This window comes from Streptosporangium sp. NPDC020072, from assembly GCF_040631445.1.
Classification (GTDB): Bacteria; Actinomycetota; Actinomycetes; order Streptosporangiales; family Streptosporangiaceae; genus Streptosporangium.
Genome location: NZ_JBEYAB010000008.1, coordinates 19,405 through 34,808, shown reverse-complemented (window position 1 = coordinate 34,808; position 15,404 = coordinate 19,405). Strand labels below are relative to the sequence as shown.

The window sequence follows — 15,404 nt, the reverse complement described above, 5'->3', positions numbered from 1 at the left end:
CCCGCCCACGTGGAGATCCACCGTCGGTGACGGCCCAGGACTCCCGAAGCCACGGCCAAGGGCGAAGGGGTGGGTCGATCAAGCTCAGCAGCTCCCCCGGTGACCGCGCAGGACGTTCAGGACGTCGGAGTGCAGGATGGGGGCGGCGGCGACGAAGGTGGACGAGGCCGGAGTCCACGGGTCGCCGTCGGCGTCGGTGACGAGCGCTCCACCTTCCCGGGCGATCAGGGAACCTGGCAGCAGGTTGTTGGCGTCGTGGCCGTACTCCCAGAAGACGTCCACGTGTCCGGAGCCGACCTGGGCGACCTGGAGGGCGGTCGGGCCGAGGTTGCGTACGGCCAGGGTGTGACGCAGCATGGCCGTCAGCGATGCGCCCGCGCGCTCCGGCTCCAGGTTGTAAGGGGGCTGGCTGGTGCAGGCCAGTGCCGCGGAGAGCCGTTTGGCCGAGGTCCTGACCCTGCGCCCGTTGAGGTGGGCTCCACCACCCTTGACCGCGGTGTAGAGAGCGTCCAGCTGGGGCGCCCACAGCACTGCCAGCACGGGCTCACCGCCGGCGATCAGGGTGATCGTCACGCCCCAGTGGGGCAGCCCCTGCAGGAACTGGACGGCGCCGTCCACCGCGTCGCACACCCATGTCTCGCCGTGATCGGCCACCACCGTGCCGATCTCGTCGGGACTCCAAGCGCTCTGCGGCCGCAGGGCGCCGAGGCGTTCGCGCAGGAACTCCCCCGCGGGCCCGTCGACCGTGCCGAACGCCTCCATGACCGAGGCCACACTCGCCCCGACCGCGGCGGGGCGGTGCTCCTGCACATAGGCGCCCACCTGCCGCGCGATCCCGATGACCTGCGGCAGCAGTTCCCGATAACTCATTGTCCTGCCTCCCTCGACGGTGTCCTTGACCCCAGAAGTACTGTCGAAGCGCGGCAAGGCGGCCCAGGAACCTGTCCAGACGGCGGATATCAGACATGAAGCATGTTTCTACGGTGGATTCCGGCATCACCCTCGATGACCTGGATCGGCGCATCATCGGGGCCCTCCAGGTTGACGGACGGGCGGAGATCTTCCGTATCGCGACCGTCCTGGGCGTCTCGGCCCGTACGGTCACCCGCCGCCTCACGCGTATGCGCGAGGGTGGCATCACCGTCGTGCGGACGATCACGGCCGAACAGAGCATCGGTGCCACGCTGCTGCGGGTGCGGGTCCTGCGCGGCAAGGTCGACACCATCGCCGCGTCCTTCGCCAGGCGCCCCGACGTCGGATCCGTCGACATCGTGATGGGCGGCGAGGAGATCGACGTTCTGGTCGTCGCCGACCCCGGCGATCGTGATCGGCTGCTTTTCCGCCAGCTGCCCGCCACAGGCGCCATCACCTCCACCACCGCGCACAGTGTTCTGCACACTTTCGCCGACGCTGCCGGCTGGCGGGCCGACGTTCTCACACCCGGCCAGGTCGCCGCCCTGGCCCAGCCCTCTCCTGGCATGGCCTCGCACACACCTGATCTCCTTGACGAGCGGTTGCTCGGCCTGCTCGCCGAGGACGCCCGGCTCTCCCACGCCGCTCTGGCCCACCGCACCGGCGCCTCGGAAAGCACCGTCCGGCGACGCCTGCGCCACCTCACGGACGGCGGCATGCTTCGTACGCACGTCACCGTCGATCCGCGCCTGCTGGGGCTGGCCGTCGACGCCAACCTGTGGCTCGAAGTCCCGCCGGCCCGGCTCCGTACGGCCGGGCAGACGCTGGCCACCCACCCTCACACCCACGCCGTGGCCGCCACCACCGGCCCCACCAATCTCGTGGTCGCGCTCTACTGCCCCGACCTGCACGCGCTGTACGCCTTCACCACCGACGTCCTCGGGCCGCTGGGCATCACGCGCGCGGAGACCGTCGTCATCGCCAGAACCGTCAAGCCGATGGGCGCAGGCCCTTGGTCCGTACAGCGGAGCGGCGACTGACGCGCGGGCAAAGGCTCTGGTGAGCACACCGGAGACTCACCTTCGGGCTTCTTCGCGTGCCCGCGCGAAGTGGCTTGAGAAACGGGTGAAACTCTCGCTGGGCCGAGGCCGGCGGGTGTGCTTCCTTGAGCGCGTGCCACTCCTGACCGCCGCGGGAACTCCGGGCGTCGCCGCTTCGACGACGGCCGGGAACACCCCGTGGCGCACGGGAACGCGGCGCTAGAGCGGCTGAGGAGGGCCGGCGGCGCGTGTGTCGTAGGCGTGGCGCGCCGTCTCGATCGTGTCGAGGTGGCGGCGCGTCCAGGCGCAGATGCCGGTCACCAGGGTGAGCAGTTCGACTCCGGCGTCGGTCAGCTCGTAGTCCACGCGCGGGGGCGCCGTGGGATAGACCGAGCGGGTGACGATCCCGTCCCGTTCCAGGCCCCGCAGGGTCTGCGTGAGCATGCGCTGATTGATTCCCTCCACCCGCTGCCGCAGGTGTGAGAAGCGCAGCACGCCCTCACCCAGCGCCGAGATGACCAGCAAGGTCCACTTGTCGCCGATCCGATCGATGATCTGGCGCGCGACCGAGTCAGCCCGCTGCACCTCATCTAGCAGGTTGGTTGTCATAAGTAACCTATAGCAGAAAATAGTGCCTGGTTCGATTTTGGAATCGTCCTGTTCCGCACCGGGTTGCCGCCTCCGACGGGGCCGCACGGCCCCGCGGAAGGAGACAGCACCATGACCGGAATGACCGACCGCGAGCAGATCTTCGCCCTCTTCGATCGCTACGCCGACGCCCTCGACCACCGGGAGTGGACCCTGCTGGAGCGGCTGTTCACCGAGGACGTGACCACCGACTGGTTCGGCGCCTACCAGGTGTCCGGCCGCGCCGAGGTGATCGCCTACATCAGCGACCTGGTCGGGCGCACCCTGAGGACCCACCACATGCTGGGCAACTACACCGCCGACGTTCAGGGCGACACCGCGGAGGCCTCGGCACGGGTCCGGGCGTACCACGTCGGCGAAGGCGACCTCTTCGAGGAATCCCTCGCCGGCTTCGAGGCCACCGCGGTCCGCACGCCGGACGGCTGGCGCTTCAGCCGCTTCGACGAACGGCTCTACGTGATGCTCGGCACCCAGGAGGTCTTCGGCCTCACCGACGAGGCGGTGTCCTGACATGACACATCCAGCCACCGTTCCCGAGCCCGGTATCTGGCTGATCGACCCGGCCAACTCCAGCGTCACCTTCGCCGTCGGCCACATGCTGGTCAGCCGGATCACCGGCCGGTTCAACCGCTTCGACGGCCATGTCACCGTCGGGCGGGACCTGTCCGCGACCGGGGTGACCGCCACCCTCGCCGCCGGCTCGATCGACACCAACCACCCCGAACGCGACCTGCACCTTCGAGGTGGGAAGTTCCTCGACGCCGGGACCTACCCGCAGATCACCTACCGTTCCTCCACCGTGCGGGGTAGCGGCACGGACTACGTGATCGGCGGCGACCTCACCGTGAAGGCGACCACCCTGCCCGTGGAGCTGCGGCTCACCTACGGCGGTGTCACCGATGACCCCCTCGGCCATCGCCGGGCCGGATTCCTGGGCCGGGCACGGTTCAGCCGGGCGGCGTTCGGCGTCGCGGAGACGATGGGGCTCATGCGTGCCGGTGGCCCCGTCGTCGGCGACACGGTCCACGTGTTCCTGAACATCGAGGCGATCTTGGAGGACTCACATGTCTGACGTCGTGACATCCCTGCTGGAGGCCGAGGCGCGGCGGGACGTGCCCGCCATGGCGGAACTGCTGGCCGAGGACATGGTCTTCGAGATGCCCTTCGGCGAGCAGGTCACCGTGGTCGAGGGCAGGCAGGCCATGACCGACCTGCTCAGCCGGTTCCTCGGCGGCTTCTACGCCGAGTTCACCCTGCGCGACATCGAGGTGACGGCCGCCGCGACGTCGGGCCGCTACTTCGCGGAGTACCGTTCGACCGGACGGGTCGCCTCGAACGGGCATGCCTACCACCAGCGTTACGCCGCCGTGCTGGAGGTCAGCGACGGCAAGGTCGTCCTGTGGCGGGAGTACTTCAACCCCCTCCCGCTGCGCGACGCCCTCGCCTCCTGAGAAGGTCCTCGATCACTCCCGGACCTGACAGGCCGCCGACGAGACCGGCCTTCGAGAGAAGCCGATGCTGAGGAGCGGTGCCCCGCCCCTCGCCTCTCCCACGGGAGACGAGGGGCGGGGCACCGCCGTTGTAGCTGTTGCCGCTGGGGATGTCCACGCACATGCCGGAGTGGGTGGCCGCCGTGGTCGGGGAGGTCTGCCCGTTCAAGCTGTCGCCGCAGCCGGAGTTCCTGCGGTCGGCCGAGGACATCGCACGGTCGTGGAAGGTGTGGCCCTTGACGGTCTTGTCGGGGTCGGGCCCGCTGCCCGTGTACCCGAAGTACCGGCCTTCGGGGAGGATCGGACGGATTTTGGCGCTACGCCATCAGGGGCTTGCATTCGGTACCTAGGTACAGGTTTACCGTCGAGGTATGACACAGAACGTCGCCCCTGACCTGGGATGGGCTCCGTCCGCCTGCACCCTGCCCACCGCCGAGCAGCCGCTGCGCGTGGCCGAGTTCGACGCCTTGTTCGCTGAAGCCGTGCAAGACGTGGCACGGCCGGAGCACACCCGGCTGCGCCTGGAGCTCGTCTTCGGCCCCGGCAACGCCGCCCGGGCCGCCGAGCTGACGGCACGGGAGAACGGCTGCTGTTCGTTTTTCACCTTCGCCCTCACCATCGCCGACGGCAGCCTGGCGCTGGAGGTGACGGTGCCGCCCGAGCACGTCGAGGTGCTGGACGCGTTGCAGGAGCGCGCCGCCGCGGCGGCCGTAGCGGGACGGCCGGTGTGAGGCAGGACCTCGACGGGCCCTACCTGCGCAGCGGGCAGGTGGCCGAGCAGGCCGGGGTCAACCTGCAGACCCTGCGCTACTACGAACGCCGCGGCCTGATCGCCGAACCGGCGCGCAGCCCCGGCGGGCACCGCACCTACCCACCCGAGACCGTCACCCTGCTGACCGTGATCAAAGCCGCCCAGCGGCTCGGCTTCACCCTGCAGGAGGTGGCCGAGCTGATCGACACCGGCCGACGCGGCCACCCCACGCCGGCCCTGCGCGAGCGCGCCCAGGAAAAGATCGCCGAGGTGGATGCGCGGATCGCCGACCTGACCACCATCCGGCGCGCGCTCGCCGCGGTGGTGAGCGCCGGATGCGACAGCCTGACCCACTGCACCTGCTCCGACTGCCCGCTGCCCTTCGCCGACCTGGCCGAAAGCCGTTCCCTTGAGGAGAACTGACCGCCGTGGGCACCCGTCATGACCACCGCGTACCCGCCGAGCCTGTCTCGGTGCCCCTGTCGGCTCCCGGCCGGCGGCCGGGCGAGCCGGACACGGACGGCGGTGGGCCACCGCTGCGCAGCAAAGTCGCCGCCGCCCTCGCGCGCCGCCGCGGCGGGAAGCTGTGGCTGCGGCAAGAACAGCTGCGGATGCTGAACGCCCGCCCCGCCGCACCAGCCCCGGCGGCGGCCCGGCGAAGGGCCGGCTGCCGCGATGCGCTGTACTACCTGCCATGACGATCGTCCGTTCCCTGCTGCTGTTTGCCGTGGCCGCGCTCGCCGAGATCGGCGGGGCATGGCTGATCTGGCAAGGCGTGCGCGAGCAGCGCGGCCTGGCCTGGATCGGCGCCGGCGTCATCGCCCTGGGGTTGTACGGGTTCGTCGCCACGCTGCAGCCGGATGCGAACTTCGGCCGGATCCTGGCCGCCTACGGCGGCGTGTTCGTCGCCGGATCGCTGGCCTGGGGAATGGTCGTCGACGGGTTCCGGCCCGATCGCTGGGATGTCATCGGCGCGCTGGTCTGCCTGGCCGGCGTCTTGGTGATCATGTACGCGCCACGTGGATGATCGCCCTGTCGGGGGCTGAGCTGGTCTCGCCCTGCGCGGCCGCGCCCGAGGCCAGGATCGAGCGCGCCGCCGGATGATGGTTCCTGTCCGGCGCACGCGGCCGGGCTGCTGGCTTGGCCTATCTCACCGTGCTGACCTGGTCAAACGCAGCCTCGGAAACCGGACAGAATTACCGCTCTGTCCGGTCAACTCGGTCACCAACGGGTACGGCTCGCCGCTGTTCCGCTATTGCTCAATCCCGGACTCGGCCGTAGTGGCCGGGGAGTAACCCACTCATTCGATTACTTTTCGATCATGATCTGTTACGTTACGAACGGATGCTGGCAAGCCTGCGCACTCTCCTGCGAAACAGGCCCACAGCACGCGGCGCCCCCTTGCGGCCGCACCCCAGGCTCCGGACACAACGCGACGAAGGGACCACCATGAGCGAGGTCGGAATGGCGGCGTTCACCGCCGAGGAGTGCGCCCAGCACCTGGAGCGCTGGCAGGTGCTGCTGTCCGGGCAGGGCCTGCAGCAGGCCCAGGAGGCGAAGGCGCAGCGGCTGTACAAGCGCGGCCCGGTGAACCTGATGACCGGCGTGCTGCTGCACGCCGCGGCCCGCGCCGACCAAGGACTGGAACTGACCGACCTGGAGCGTTCGGTGCTGGCGCCGCTGGAGCGGGTACTGGGCACCGACTACCTGCACGGCCTGGGCCGCATCTACCACCAGCAGCTGTCCGGCGGACGCTCGGCGCAGGCCGTGCCCCAGGCCGTCAGCTCCCGCCCGCTGCGCGACGGCTTTGACGAGCAGTCCTACAAGGCCGCCTTCGCCGAGATGCTCCCGCTGATGGCCGAGATGCCGAACCTGGCCATGGTGGACCGCAAACACCTGGCTGACGGCCAGGTCCTCGACACCGAGGAGTTCACCGCGGCGATGGCCGAGTACGGCTTCGGCGTGACCGGCTTCGCCGGCCCCGACGACGACACAGCCGCCAGGTCGGGGGAGTCGTTCCACGCCAAGCTGGAGCTGGACACGTTCTACTGCCACAAAGCGGTCGGCGACCAGGGCGGCGGCAGGGACGAGATCTACTGGACGGTCGCGGCCGCCGCCACCGGCTACGGGCGCAGCCTGCGCACCAACGAGACCGGGTCGGTCACCGAGAACAAAGAGTTCCCCATCTACGGAGAGAAGGTCTTCTTCGACACCCGCCTGAACGGCTGCGGCTCGGCCATGATCACCCTGTGGGAGGCCGACGACTCCAACGCCGAGTGGTACAAGGCGCTCGGCGAGGCGCTGCGCCGGATCGTGGACGAGCTCAAATGGAACGACCTGTTCCTCAGCCTCCTGCCCAACATGGAGCTGTTCGGCTACGTGTATGCGGGCCTGAGCCTGATCACGGACATCTGGGAGCATCTCGTCAACGAAGACGACCTGGTGCTCAGCCGGGGCTTCGCCTTCGGGCGAGCGGACCTGGCCGCCCTCTACCACTCCAGCAGCGATCACCGGATGCGCTGGGAGTTCAACCGCGACCCCTACGGCATGGGCCACTTCGGTCTGCGGGTCCGCTACACCGGCGGCGATCCCGGCAGCCCGCCCTCCGGCGACGGCTCGTACATCGCCACCGGCTGGCGCGGCCTGTACGGCACCATCTTCACCCGCGACCTGGGAGCCGCCTGCACCGTCCCCGACGTCGACGGTGAGATCTACTTCTTCAAAAGAGACGAGTACGTGAGATACGACCTGGACACCGAAAGCATCGTCGTCGGTCCCTCGCTCGTCAAAGACAACTGGGACGGCCTGAACGGCACCGCCTTCACCAGCGGCATCGGCGCCGCCTGCCCCGTGCCCCTCGCGGACCGTGAGGTCTACCTCTTCCGCGGCAGTCAGTACGTCCGCTACGACGTCCGCGACGACGAGCACACCGGCGTCAAGGACATCGCCACGAGCTGGCCCGGTCTGAAGGGCACCATCTTCACCAGCGACATCGACGCGGCCTGCGAGTCCTGGTTCCTTTCCTGGGTCTATCTGTTCAAGGGCGATCAGTTCGTCCACTACGACGTCAGCGACGAAAGGATCGTCCGCGGCCCCATGGCTATTTCCGAGGCCCTCCCCGCCGTGGCTGGCACCGTCTTCGCCTCTGGCCTGTCGGCCGCCTGCCAGGTTCCCGGCAGCAGCAGCGAGATCTACCTCTTCAAGGGCGACCGCTACATACGCATCCAGGCCATGCCCTTCTAGCCCAGCCGCTGCTCACCTGCCGCTCGCCCAGACCCCACGGCCTGGACGAGCGGTGCCCGGCACACCGGCACGACAGCGCCGGCCCGGCAGGCGGTCCGGGAACCCGCCGGAGCAACGGCAACAGCTTCAACGACGGCCCTCTCCCGCGCCATCGGCACGGTGCCGGTACAAGGGACGCGGGCGGGCGGGGCCTCGTGGAGGGCCGAGGACGGCATGTTCTTCCCCGGCGACCCCGCCAAGGTCGTGACCGTGGCCAAGAAGCCTCGGACAGCTACCAGGTCCTCCTGGCCGATCAGGGCGTGCCCCGGCAGAGGCGGCGTTTCGTGACCCGCACCTGAGCAGCATCGCGCCGAAGACGCGCAGGCCCGCCGACAGATGCACCACGGCGGGCACCGCGTCTCTCTTGCCACAGATAACAGGGCCGCTTCACGGGCCGTCCGGCGTTCACCCCGAACCAATGCTGGAGCCGAGAGATGACACCGGGCTCCCACTACCGGAAGACCAGCACTGAGATCAGCTCTCAACCATCGGAACGGCTATCAGCCCTTTCCGGCTTACTTGGTCTGCCCCCTCCATGGCGCGCTTCGGCCGTGATGGCGGTGTCGCCGAGGTCCACCCCGCAAGATCACATAAGACGGATAACACTCTGTTCTTGTCATGACATAACGATATCGGGATATCATCGCCATATGGCGATTGATAGTGATGCTGGCTCCTGCGTCAGCGCCGACATCGCCGTCGGCGTCCCCCCGGCGGCCGCACTGTTCCACTCCCTGGCCGATGAGAACCGGCTGCGCATCGTGGCCCGCCTGGCCCGCGGCGAGGCCCGCGTGGTGGACCTGGTCGCCGAGCTCGGCCTGGCCCAGTCCACCGTCTCCAAGCACCTGGCCTGCCTGCGCGACTGCGACCTGATCGACTACCGCGCCGAAGGCCGCCAGTCCTTCTACAGCCTGACCCGGCCCGAACTGATGGACCTGCTCGCCTCCGCCGAGCAGCTGCTGGCCGTCACCGGCCACGCCGTGATGCTCTGCCCCGCCCCCGGCGCCGTTCCTAGCGCCACTCGCCCGGACGGCGTGCAGTCCACCGGCGAGGTGATGGCATGAGCGCGATCAACCTGCCCGGACTCAGCCCCTCCCCGGCCCGGCGCACGGCGCTGCAACGCCGTATCCGGCTGCTGGTCGCGGCGACCATCACCTACAACGTGATCGAAGCGGCGGTGGCCCTCACCGCCGGCACCATCGCCTCCTCCGCCGCACTGATCGGCTTCGGCCTGGACTCCATCGTCGAGGTGGCCTCTGCCGCCGCCGTGGCCTGGCAGTTCTCCGCCACCGACCACGAACGCCGGGAGAAGACCGCGCTGCGCGTCATCGCGATCAGCTTCTTCGCACTGGCCGCCTACGTCACCTTCGACGCCGCGCGCGCCCTGCTCGGTACCGGCGAGGCCGAACACTCCACACCCGGCCTGATCCTGGCCGCCCTCTCCCTGCTGATCATGCCGTTCCTGTCGGCGGCGCAACGCCGCGCCGGCCGCGAACTCGGCTCCGCCTCCGCGGTCGCCGACTCCAAGCAGACCCTGCTGTGCACCTACCTGTCCGGCGTACTGCTGGCCGGCCTGGCGCTCAACAGCGCCTTCGGCTGGTCCTGGGCCGACCCGATCGCCGCCCTGGTCATCGCCGCCGTCGCGGTCAAGGAAGGTAACCAAGCCTGGCGCGGCGACACCTGCTGTGCCGTCCCGGCGGCCACCCTCTCCGGGGACGCTGTGACCGGCACCGCCTCCGCGGCTGACGGCTGCTCAGACGGTTGCTGCTCACCGGCGCAGACCAGCACGCAGCAGGACAAGCGATGATCGGCCGCCCGATGCCCGCACCGGTGCGGGCCGCCTACCGCGACGAGATGCGCGCCGCCCGCACCGCCACCGAGCCGCAGGCACGCTGGCGGCACCTGGAGCGCGCGCACATCATCTCCCAGCCCTGGTCCTGGCCGCACACCGCCAACCACATCGCCATGTTCGCCCTCGCGGTACGCCAGCGTGACCGCCGCGAAGCGTTCGGCCAGGTGGTGCGGATCATCGTCGCGGCGCCCGGCTCCGCGCTGGGCCGCTATCCCGAGGGCAACACCGGCCGGGCCCGCGTCAGCCTCACCCAGCCCATGCCCGTGCCCGCCGATCTAGCCGCCCTGCTGCGGGCCGCCTGAACCAGATGCCTCACCCCGGGCTTCAGCCGCTGTGGTGCGTCCCTTCATGGAAGGGACGCAAACCCCCGGCCACATCGGCGCGCGAGAAGGCGTAGCGGCCCAGGAAATTGATGTGGTCGTACTGGATCGGCGACAATCGCGCGCACATCTCATCGGTGACCGGAAATCCCTGCTCGCGCAGGTGCTTGACGGCCGCGTCCAGATACAGGCCGTTCCACCAGATGACCGCGTTCAACGCCAGACCCAGGCTGCCCAGCTGGTCCTCCAGACCTTCGCGGTAGCGCTGGCGCAGCTGGCCCCGATTGCCGAAGGCGATCTTCCGGGCCAGCCGGTGGCGGGCCTCCTGCACGTTCAGCTGGGTGCCGATCATCCGCCGGTAGCCTTCGTCGGCGATGAACTGCAGCAGATGCAGCGTCTTGGAAATCCGGCCGTAGTGGGCGAACGCCTCGCCCAGGCCGGTGGTGCGACCATCAGCCGACAACATCCGGATCAGGTCGTAGGCGCGCACCGTGCCCATCGTCAGCGACCCGGCCACCCGCAACATGTCGCCCCAGTGCGCGCGGATCTTGTCCAGCCGCACGACATGGCGGGACATGTGCTCCAGCGGCCCGTAGACGGCGCGGGTGTCGGTACGCCACAACCGGGTGTCGGCCAGATCGGCGATGCGCGGGGAGAACTGGTAGCCGCAGATCGCGAACAGGCCCGAGACGATGTCGGAGTAGCTGGCGGTGTCGGTGACCACCGTCTCCGGCTTGGGCCCGCCATCGAGGTTGTGGATGGCGTCCAGGATGAACAGCGAGTCGCGCAGCGTGCCCGGCACCACCAGCCCGCCCGACGCCCATCACCTGGTCATTCACCACGTTCAGCCAGGTCGCGTCGCGCTGACGGCCGAAATAGACGGGATTGTGGCCGGTGTGCAGATTCTGCACCGGCACCACGTCGCCTCCGGGGCCGACAGGGCATCATCAACTGAGGAAGTCTCCAGATGCCGCACGGTGGCCAGCAGCGTGGCCGCCTGCCGATCGCCTTCCAGATCCCGCAGCGTCGGCGCCTTGGAGGCCAGGCCGTAACGGGCCAGCGCGGTCAGCTTCACCGCCGGCACAGGCTCGGTGACCACCGCCCCGGCCCCCAGCCCGCCGATCTCGGCCACCCGATGCAACTCCGCCACCATCACCCGGCCCGAGGCCCGCGTCGGCGCGGTGCGCAGCCGCTCCAGCTCCGAGACCCGCCGATCGGCAGGCACCTGCAACAGTTCGGCCAGCCGCGCCCGCAGCTGCGGACCGGCGCGCTCGGCCAGCGTGCGATACAACCGGGCGTGCTCGGCCCGGCGCACCTCGCTTCAGCCGGGTCAGCGTGATGATCCCGGCGGGCAGCAGAATGCCCTCGCGCAGCATGTGCACCACGGCCCGGTCGAACAGCGCCCGTGGTCCCTCGATCGTCGACCACACCCGGGCCGCCAAGTAGTCGCGGACCTCCTGCTCGCGTTTGGAGAACTCCGCCGGCTCCAGCAGATCCCGAATCTCCCAGGCGTGCTCGTAGGCGGTCTTCGGCCGGGTCAGGTACTCGATCGCGCACGCCGGGTCGATGCCGAGCCGCTCGGCGATGAACTCCAGCACCTGTCCCGGTACATCCAGGGGATCTTCGGCCAGGAAGGTGCCGAGCATCCGCACGGTGCCCCACTGCACCGCCCACCCCACCCACTGGAGCCTGCGGCGGGAGCTGTTCCAGCTGCCGGTGGCCGCGGCCAGAAGCCTGGAGCGGGCGCTCGGGGTGTTCACCGCCATCGGCGGCCTGGCCTGGCGGAAGCGGGTCCGCCGGGCCGTGGAGAGCGTGGCGGCCGTGCCCGGCGTGGAGACCGGGTGCGCTCAGTTGAGCGGGGCGTAGCCGAGGATGTGGTCGCGAAGCAGAGCCCCCGCGTCGGGGTCCCCGCGCTCGAACGCCGCCATGAGCGGCTCGTGGTCGGCGGTGTTCTCGCAGAGCCGCATCCGGAACAGCCGTATCGACAGGTGCGTCCACACCTCGATGCCGAGTGACTCCCACACCGCCAGGAGCACGTCGTTGCCCGAGGCCTTGACGATCTCGCGGTGGAACGCGACGCCGTGGCGTACCTGGTCGGCCACGGAGGAGGCGGCCGCGGCCTGTCGCAGGCCGGCGTGGTGGACCCGCAGCGCCTCGACGGACGGGTGCCGCAGCCGCACGGCCGTCTCCTCCAGGCCCGCCCGCACCTCGTAGATCTCGCGCAGGTCGGTCGCGGTGATCCGGCGGACCCGCGCGCCCTTGTGCGGCGACGACTCGATGAGCCGGAGCGCCTCCAGCTCGCGCAGCGCCTCACGAACCGGAGCCTGACTGACGCCCAGCTCCGCCGCCATGTGCCGTTCCACGACGCGGTCGCCGGGCTCCCACCGACCGCTGATCAGGCCGTCGAGTACGGCCTGCCGGATCTGATCACGAAGCGGGAGTCGCATGACAGGTTTCACAGTCCCATAATGACGGATGGAAACATCCTATGATCGATCATAGGGTGTTTAATGGTGGTATGGAGAAGGACATTGACCCGCAGGAGACCGCGGAATGGCTGGAGTCGCTGGAGGCGGTCCGCCGGGCGGCAGGCCCCGAACGGGCCGAATACCTGCTGAAGCGGCTGGCCACGAGCAGCCGGTACATCAACACCGTGCCGACGTCGGAGGAGCCCGGCTACCCCGGTGACCTCGAACTGGAGGAGCGGATCGCGGCCTACGACCGGTGGAACGCGGCGGCGATGATCACCAGGGGTAGCCGGCTCGGTCTCGGGGGCCACCTGGCCACCTACGCCTCGGCCGCCTGGCTGTACGAGGTCGGGTTCAACCACTTCTTCCACGGCGGCCATGACCAGGTCTACTTCCAGGGCCACGCGTCCCCGGGCATCTACGCCCGCGCGTTCCTGGAGGGACGGCTGACCGAGGGCCAGCTCGACCTGTTCCGGCGCGAACCCGAGGGCGGGCTGCCGTCGTACCCGCATCCGCGGAGCATGCGCGGATTCTGGCAGTTCCCCACGGTGTCCATGGGCCTTGGGCCACTCAACGCGATCTACCAGGCCAGGTTCAACCGCTACCTGCACAACCGCGGCATCAAGGACACCTCGCTCAGCCACGTATGGGCCTTCCTCGGCGACGGCGAGATGGACGAGCCGGAGTCCACGGCGGCCATCACCCTGGCCGCCCGCGAAGGGCTGGACAACCTGACCTTCGTGATCAACTGCAACCTGCAGCGGCTCGACGGGCCGGTGCGCGGCAACACCCGCATCGTGCAGGAACTCGAAGGCGTCTTCAGGGGCGCGGGCTGGCACGTCGTCAAGGCGCTGTGGGGCGCCGAATGGGACGGGCTGCTCGGTTCCGACGAACTGGTGTCCCGCCTGGGCGAGATGCCGGACGGGCAGTTCCAGACCTTCGCCACCTCGACCGGGGCCTACATCAGGCAACACCTGTTCCACGGGCTGGACGTGCCGTACTCCGACGAGGACCTGCGGCGCATCGTCGGCGGCTCGCGGGCCGGCCACGAGCCGCGCAAGGTGCACGCCGCCTACCGCCGGGCCCTCGACCACCGCGGCGCGCCGACGGTGATCCTCGTGCAGACCGTCAAGGGGTGGACGCTCGGGGCCGGCGTGGAGGCGCGCAACGCCAACCACCAGATGAAGAAACTCACCCGGGACGAGTTCCGCGCGCTACGTGACCGGCTCGGGCTGCCGGTGCCGGACGAGGCGCTCGACGCGGACCTGCCGCCGTACCTGTACCCCGGGCCCGACTCGCCCGAGGTCCGCTACGTGGCCGAGCGCCGCCGCTCCCTGGGCGGGCCCATCCCCAACCGAACCGTCTCCCACCAGCCGCTGCCTGCGCCGGCCGAGCGGCCGTTCCAGTCCCTGGAGAAGGGGTCCAAGCAGCCGGTGGCCACCACGATGGCCTTCGTCCGCCTGGTCAAGGACCTCATGAAGGAGCCGGAGACCGGGCGCCGCTGGGTGCCCATCGTGCCCGACGAGGCCAGGACCTTCGGCATGGAGTCGCTGTTCCCCACCGCCAAGATCTACTCGCCGCTGGGCCAGCGCTACGAGTCGGTCGACCGGGACCTGCTGCTGTCCTACCAGGAGGCGGTCGACGGCCAGCTCCTGATCGAGGGCATCACCGAGGCCGGATCGATGGCGTCGTTCACGGCCGCCGCCTCCAGCTACGCCACCCACGGCGAGGCCATGATCCCGTTCTACATCTTCTACTCGATGTTCGGCTGGCAGCGGACCGGCGACCAGATGTGGGCGCTGGCCGACCAGCTCGGCCGTGGGTTCCTGATCGGCGCCACCGCGGGACGGACCACGATGACCGGCGAAGGACTGCAGCACGCCGACGGGCACTCCCAGTTGCTCGCCTCCGCCAACCCCGCGTGTCTGGCCTACGACCCCGCCTTCGGCTACGAGGTCGCGGAGATCGTGCGCGAAGGGCTCCGGCGCATGTACGGGCCCGACGGCGAGGACGTCTTCTACTACCTCACCCTCTACAACGAGCCGCTCCCCCAGCCCGCGATGCCCGAAGGCGTGCGCGAGGGAATCCTCAGGGGCATCTACCGCTACTCCTCCGGCGGCGGCCAGGCCCATCTGCTCGCCAGCGGCACGGCGATCCACTGGGCGCTGGCCGCGCAACGGCTGCTCCAGGAGGAGTACGGCGTGGGCGTCGACGTCTGGTCGGTCACCTCGTGGAGCGAACTGCGCCGCGACGCGATGACCTCCACCGGGGTGCCCTACCTCCGGCAGGCCCTGGCCGGGACCGAGGGTCCGGTGATCGCGGTCAGTGACTGGATGCGCGCCGTGCCGGATCAGATCAGCCCGTGGATCGACCGGCCGTGGACCTCCCTCGGCACCGACGGGTTCGGACTCTCCGGCACCCGGGAGTCCGTACGCGAGCACTTCGGCGTCGACCCACGTTCGATCGCCGACGCCGTACTCAAGTCCGTCGAGGAGACCGGCCGGAGATGACCGGCCCGGCTTCGCCACCGCTGCGGCCGAGCCGTCCGGGGGTGTCGCCCCGTTCCGCCGTACGCGGAGCGGGGCGGTGCCTGGCCGTGATCTCCAGGGACCTTCAGGGACCTTCTGGCCGACCCGGTCGA

The 15,404-nt window shown here is 69.8% G+C and carries 18 protein-coding genes and 1 pseudogene; 13 read left to right on the top strand and 6 right to left on the bottom strand.

Annotated features, from left to right (window positions below; translation table 11 throughout):
• Window positions 1-84: 84 nt before the first annotated feature.
• Window positions 85-870 (bottom strand): inositol monophosphatase, encoded by a 786-nt coding sequence (locus tag ABZ470_RS20220; protein WP_362912841.1) that lies wholly within the window; start codon window positions 868-870, stop codon window positions 85-87.
• A gap of 113 nt (window positions 871-983) precedes the next feature.
• Here ABZ470_RS20220 and ABZ470_RS20215 point away from each other — a divergent pair, with 113 nt between their 5' ends.
• The gene (locus tag ABZ470_RS20215; protein ID WP_362912839.1) at window positions 984-1,952 is read left to right on the top strand and encodes an Lrp/AsnC family transcriptional regulator; all 969 of its coding nucleotides are present in this window, start codon (window positions 984-986) and stop codon (window positions 1,950-1,952) included.
• A 219-nt stretch (window positions 1,953-2,171) separates the two neighbouring features.
• Here the strand turns inward: ABZ470_RS20215 and ABZ470_RS20210 are convergent, their stop codons facing one another.
• A complete protein-coding gene (locus tag ABZ470_RS20210) occupies window positions 2,172-2,561 on the bottom strand; it encodes a helix-turn-helix domain-containing protein (protein WP_352012138.1) in 390 nt (129 codons plus the stop codon).
• 111 nt (window positions 2,562-2,672) lie between these two features.
• Here ABZ470_RS20210 and ABZ470_RS20205 point away from each other — a divergent pair, with 111 nt between their 5' ends.
• The 10 genes from ABZ470_RS20205 (at window position 2,673) to ABZ470_RS20160 (ending at window position 10,277) form a co-directional block, all read left to right on the top strand.
• Entirely contained in the window at window positions 2,673-3,110 is a 438-nt protein-coding gene (locus ABZ470_RS20205) for a nuclear transport factor 2 family protein (RefSeq protein WP_362912837.1), read from the top strand.
• 1 nt (window position 3,111) lies between these two features.
• Complete coding sequence (locus ABZ470_RS20200) at window positions 3,112-3,672, top strand: YceI family protein (protein ID WP_362912835.1); 561 nt, start codon at window positions 3,112-3,114, stop codon at window positions 3,670-3,672.
• Window positions 3,665-4,051 carry a nuclear transport factor 2 family protein gene (locus tag ABZ470_RS20195; protein ID WP_362912833.1) on the top strand — a complete coding sequence of 129 codons (387 nt, stop codon included), beginning with the start codon at window positions 3,665-3,667 and terminating at the stop codon, window positions 4,049-4,051. Before ABZ470_RS20200 ends, ABZ470_RS20195 begins: the two co-directional genes overlap by 8 nt.
• A gap of 410 nt (window positions 4,052-4,461) precedes the next feature.
• Window positions 4,462-4,821, top strand: coding sequence for a hypothetical protein (locus ABZ470_RS20190; RefSeq protein WP_362912831.1), 360 nt, complete (start codon window positions 4,462-4,464; stop codon window positions 4,819-4,821).
• Window positions 4,818-5,264 carry a MerR family transcriptional regulator gene (locus tag ABZ470_RS20185; RefSeq protein WP_362912829.1) on the top strand — a complete coding sequence of 149 codons (447 nt, stop codon included), beginning with the start codon at window positions 4,818-4,820 and terminating at the stop codon, window positions 5,262-5,264. The genes ABZ470_RS20190 and ABZ470_RS20185 overlap by 4 nt, the downstream gene beginning before the upstream one ends.
• A gap of 271 nt (window positions 5,265-5,535) precedes the next feature.
• The gene (locus ABZ470_RS20180; RefSeq protein WP_362912827.1) at window positions 5,536-5,868 is read left to right on the top strand and encodes a YnfA family protein; all 333 of its coding nucleotides are present in this window, start codon (window positions 5,536-5,538) and stop codon (window positions 5,866-5,868) included.
• Between the two features lie 422 nt (window positions 5,869-6,290).
• The gene (locus ABZ470_RS20175; protein ID WP_362912825.1) at window positions 6,291-8,084 is read left to right on the top strand and encodes a hemopexin repeat-containing protein; all 1,794 of its coding nucleotides are present in this window, start codon (window positions 6,291-6,293) and stop codon (window positions 8,082-8,084) included.
• 689 nt (window positions 8,085-8,773) lie between these two features.
• Window positions 8,774-9,187, top strand: coding sequence for a metalloregulator ArsR/SmtB family transcription factor (locus ABZ470_RS20170; protein ID WP_362912823.1), 414 nt, complete (start codon window positions 8,774-8,776; stop codon window positions 9,185-9,187).
• Window positions 9,184-9,930 carry a cation transporter gene (locus tag ABZ470_RS20165; protein WP_362912821.1) on the top strand — a complete coding sequence of 249 codons (747 nt, stop codon included), beginning with the start codon at window positions 9,184-9,186 and terminating at the stop codon, window positions 9,928-9,930. The genes ABZ470_RS20170 and ABZ470_RS20165 overlap by 4 nt, the downstream gene beginning before the upstream one ends.
• Entirely contained in the window at window positions 9,927-10,277 is a 351-nt protein-coding gene (locus tag ABZ470_RS20160; protein ID WP_362912819.1) for a DUF3703 domain-containing protein, read from the top strand. The genes ABZ470_RS20165 and ABZ470_RS20160 overlap by 4 nt, the downstream gene beginning before the upstream one ends.
• Window positions 10,278-10,299: 22 nt before the next feature.
• On the opposite strand, the gene ABZ470_RS20155 is transcribed toward ABZ470_RS20160, so the two are convergent.
• The 3 genes and pseudogenes from ABZ470_RS20155 to ABZ470_RS20145 form a co-directional block, all read right to left on the bottom strand.
• Window positions 10,300-11,100 (bottom strand): Tn3 family transposase, encoded by an 801-nt coding sequence (locus ABZ470_RS20155; protein ID WP_362912817.1) that lies wholly within the window; start codon window positions 11,098-11,100, stop codon window positions 10,300-10,302.
• A gap of 39 nt (window positions 11,101-11,139) precedes the next feature.
• A complete protein-coding gene (locus ABZ470_RS20150) occupies window positions 11,140-11,610 on the bottom strand; it encodes a hypothetical protein (RefSeq protein WP_362913396.1) in 471 nt (156 codons plus the stop codon).
• Between the two features lie 70 nt (window positions 11,611-11,680).
• Window positions 11,681-11,941, bottom strand: a pseudogene (locus ABZ470_RS20145) (DUF4158 domain-containing protein); the annotation flags it as partial.
• Window positions 11,942-11,948: 7 nt separating this feature from the next.
• Between ABZ470_RS20145 and ABZ470_RS20140 the strand changes: the two are divergent.
• Complete coding sequence (locus tag ABZ470_RS20140; protein ID WP_362912815.1) at window positions 11,949-12,161, top strand: hypothetical protein; 213 nt, start codon at window positions 11,949-11,951, stop codon at window positions 12,159-12,161.
• Here ABZ470_RS20140 and ABZ470_RS20135 read toward each other — a convergent pair.
• A complete protein-coding gene (locus ABZ470_RS20135; protein ID WP_352012133.1) occupies window positions 12,143-12,742 on the bottom strand; it encodes a GntR family transcriptional regulator in 600 nt (199 codons plus the stop codon). The two genes, ABZ470_RS20140 and ABZ470_RS20135, sit on opposite strands and share 19 nt — an antisense overlap.
• 71 nt (window positions 12,743-12,813) lie before the next feature.
• Here ABZ470_RS20135 and aceE point away from each other — a divergent pair, with 71 nt between their 5' ends.
• Window positions 12,814-15,273: a pyruvate dehydrogenase (acetyl-transferring), homodimeric type gene (gene aceE / locus ABZ470_RS20130; protein ID WP_362912813.1), complete on the top strand. Its 2,460-nt coding sequence runs from the start codon at window positions 12,814-12,816 to the stop codon at window positions 15,271-15,273.
• Window positions 15,274-15,404: the final 131 nt, after the last annotated feature.

Bases quoted from the DNA above. Each gene is read 5' to 3' on its own strand.
- ABZ470_RS20220 (WP_362912841.1), bottom strand. From the start codon at position 870: ATGAGTTATCGGGAACTGCTGCCGCAGGTCATCGGGATCGCGCGGCAG.
- ABZ470_RS20210 (WP_352012138.1), bottom strand. From the start codon at position 2,561: ATGACAACCAACCTGCTAGATGAGGTGCAGCGGGCTGACTCGGTCGCG.
- ABZ470_RS20205 (WP_362912837.1), top strand. From the start codon at position 2,673: ATGACCGGAATGACCGACCGCGAGCAGATCTTCGCCCTCTTCGATCGC.
- ABZ470_RS20200 (WP_362912835.1), top strand. From the start codon at position 3,112: ATGACACATCCAGCCACCGTTCCCGAGCCCGGTATCTGGCTGATCGAC.
- ABZ470_RS20195 (WP_362912833.1), top strand. From the start codon at position 3,665: ATGTCTGACGTCGTGACATCCCTGCTGGAGGCCGAGGCGCGGCGGGAC.
- ABZ470_RS20190 (WP_362912831.1), top strand. From the start codon at position 4,462: ATGACACAGAACGTCGCCCCTGACCTGGGATGGGCTCCGTCCGCCTGC.
- ABZ470_RS20180 (WP_362912827.1), top strand. From the start codon at position 5,536: ATGACGATCGTCCGTTCCCTGCTGCTGTTTGCCGTGGCCGCGCTCGCC.
- ABZ470_RS20175 (WP_362912825.1), top strand. From the start codon at position 6,291: ATGAGCGAGGTCGGAATGGCGGCGTTCACCGCCGAGGAGTGCGCCCAG.
- ABZ470_RS20170 (WP_362912823.1), top strand. From the start codon at position 8,774: ATGGCGATTGATAGTGATGCTGGCTCCTGCGTCAGCGCCGACATCGCC.
- ABZ470_RS20165 (WP_362912821.1), top strand. From the start codon at position 9,184: ATGAGCGCGATCAACCTGCCCGGACTCAGCCCCTCCCCGGCCCGGCGC.
- ABZ470_RS20160 (WP_362912819.1), top strand. From the start codon at position 9,927: ATGATCGGCCGCCCGATGCCCGCACCGGTGCGGGCCGCCTACCGCGAC.
- ABZ470_RS20135 (WP_352012133.1), bottom strand. From the start codon at position 12,742: ATGCGACTCCCGCTTCGTGATCAGATCCGGCAGGCCGTACTCGACGGC.
- aceE (WP_362912813.1), top strand. From the start codon at position 12,814: ATGGAGAAGGACATTGACCCGCAGGAGACCGCGGAATGGCTGGAGTCG.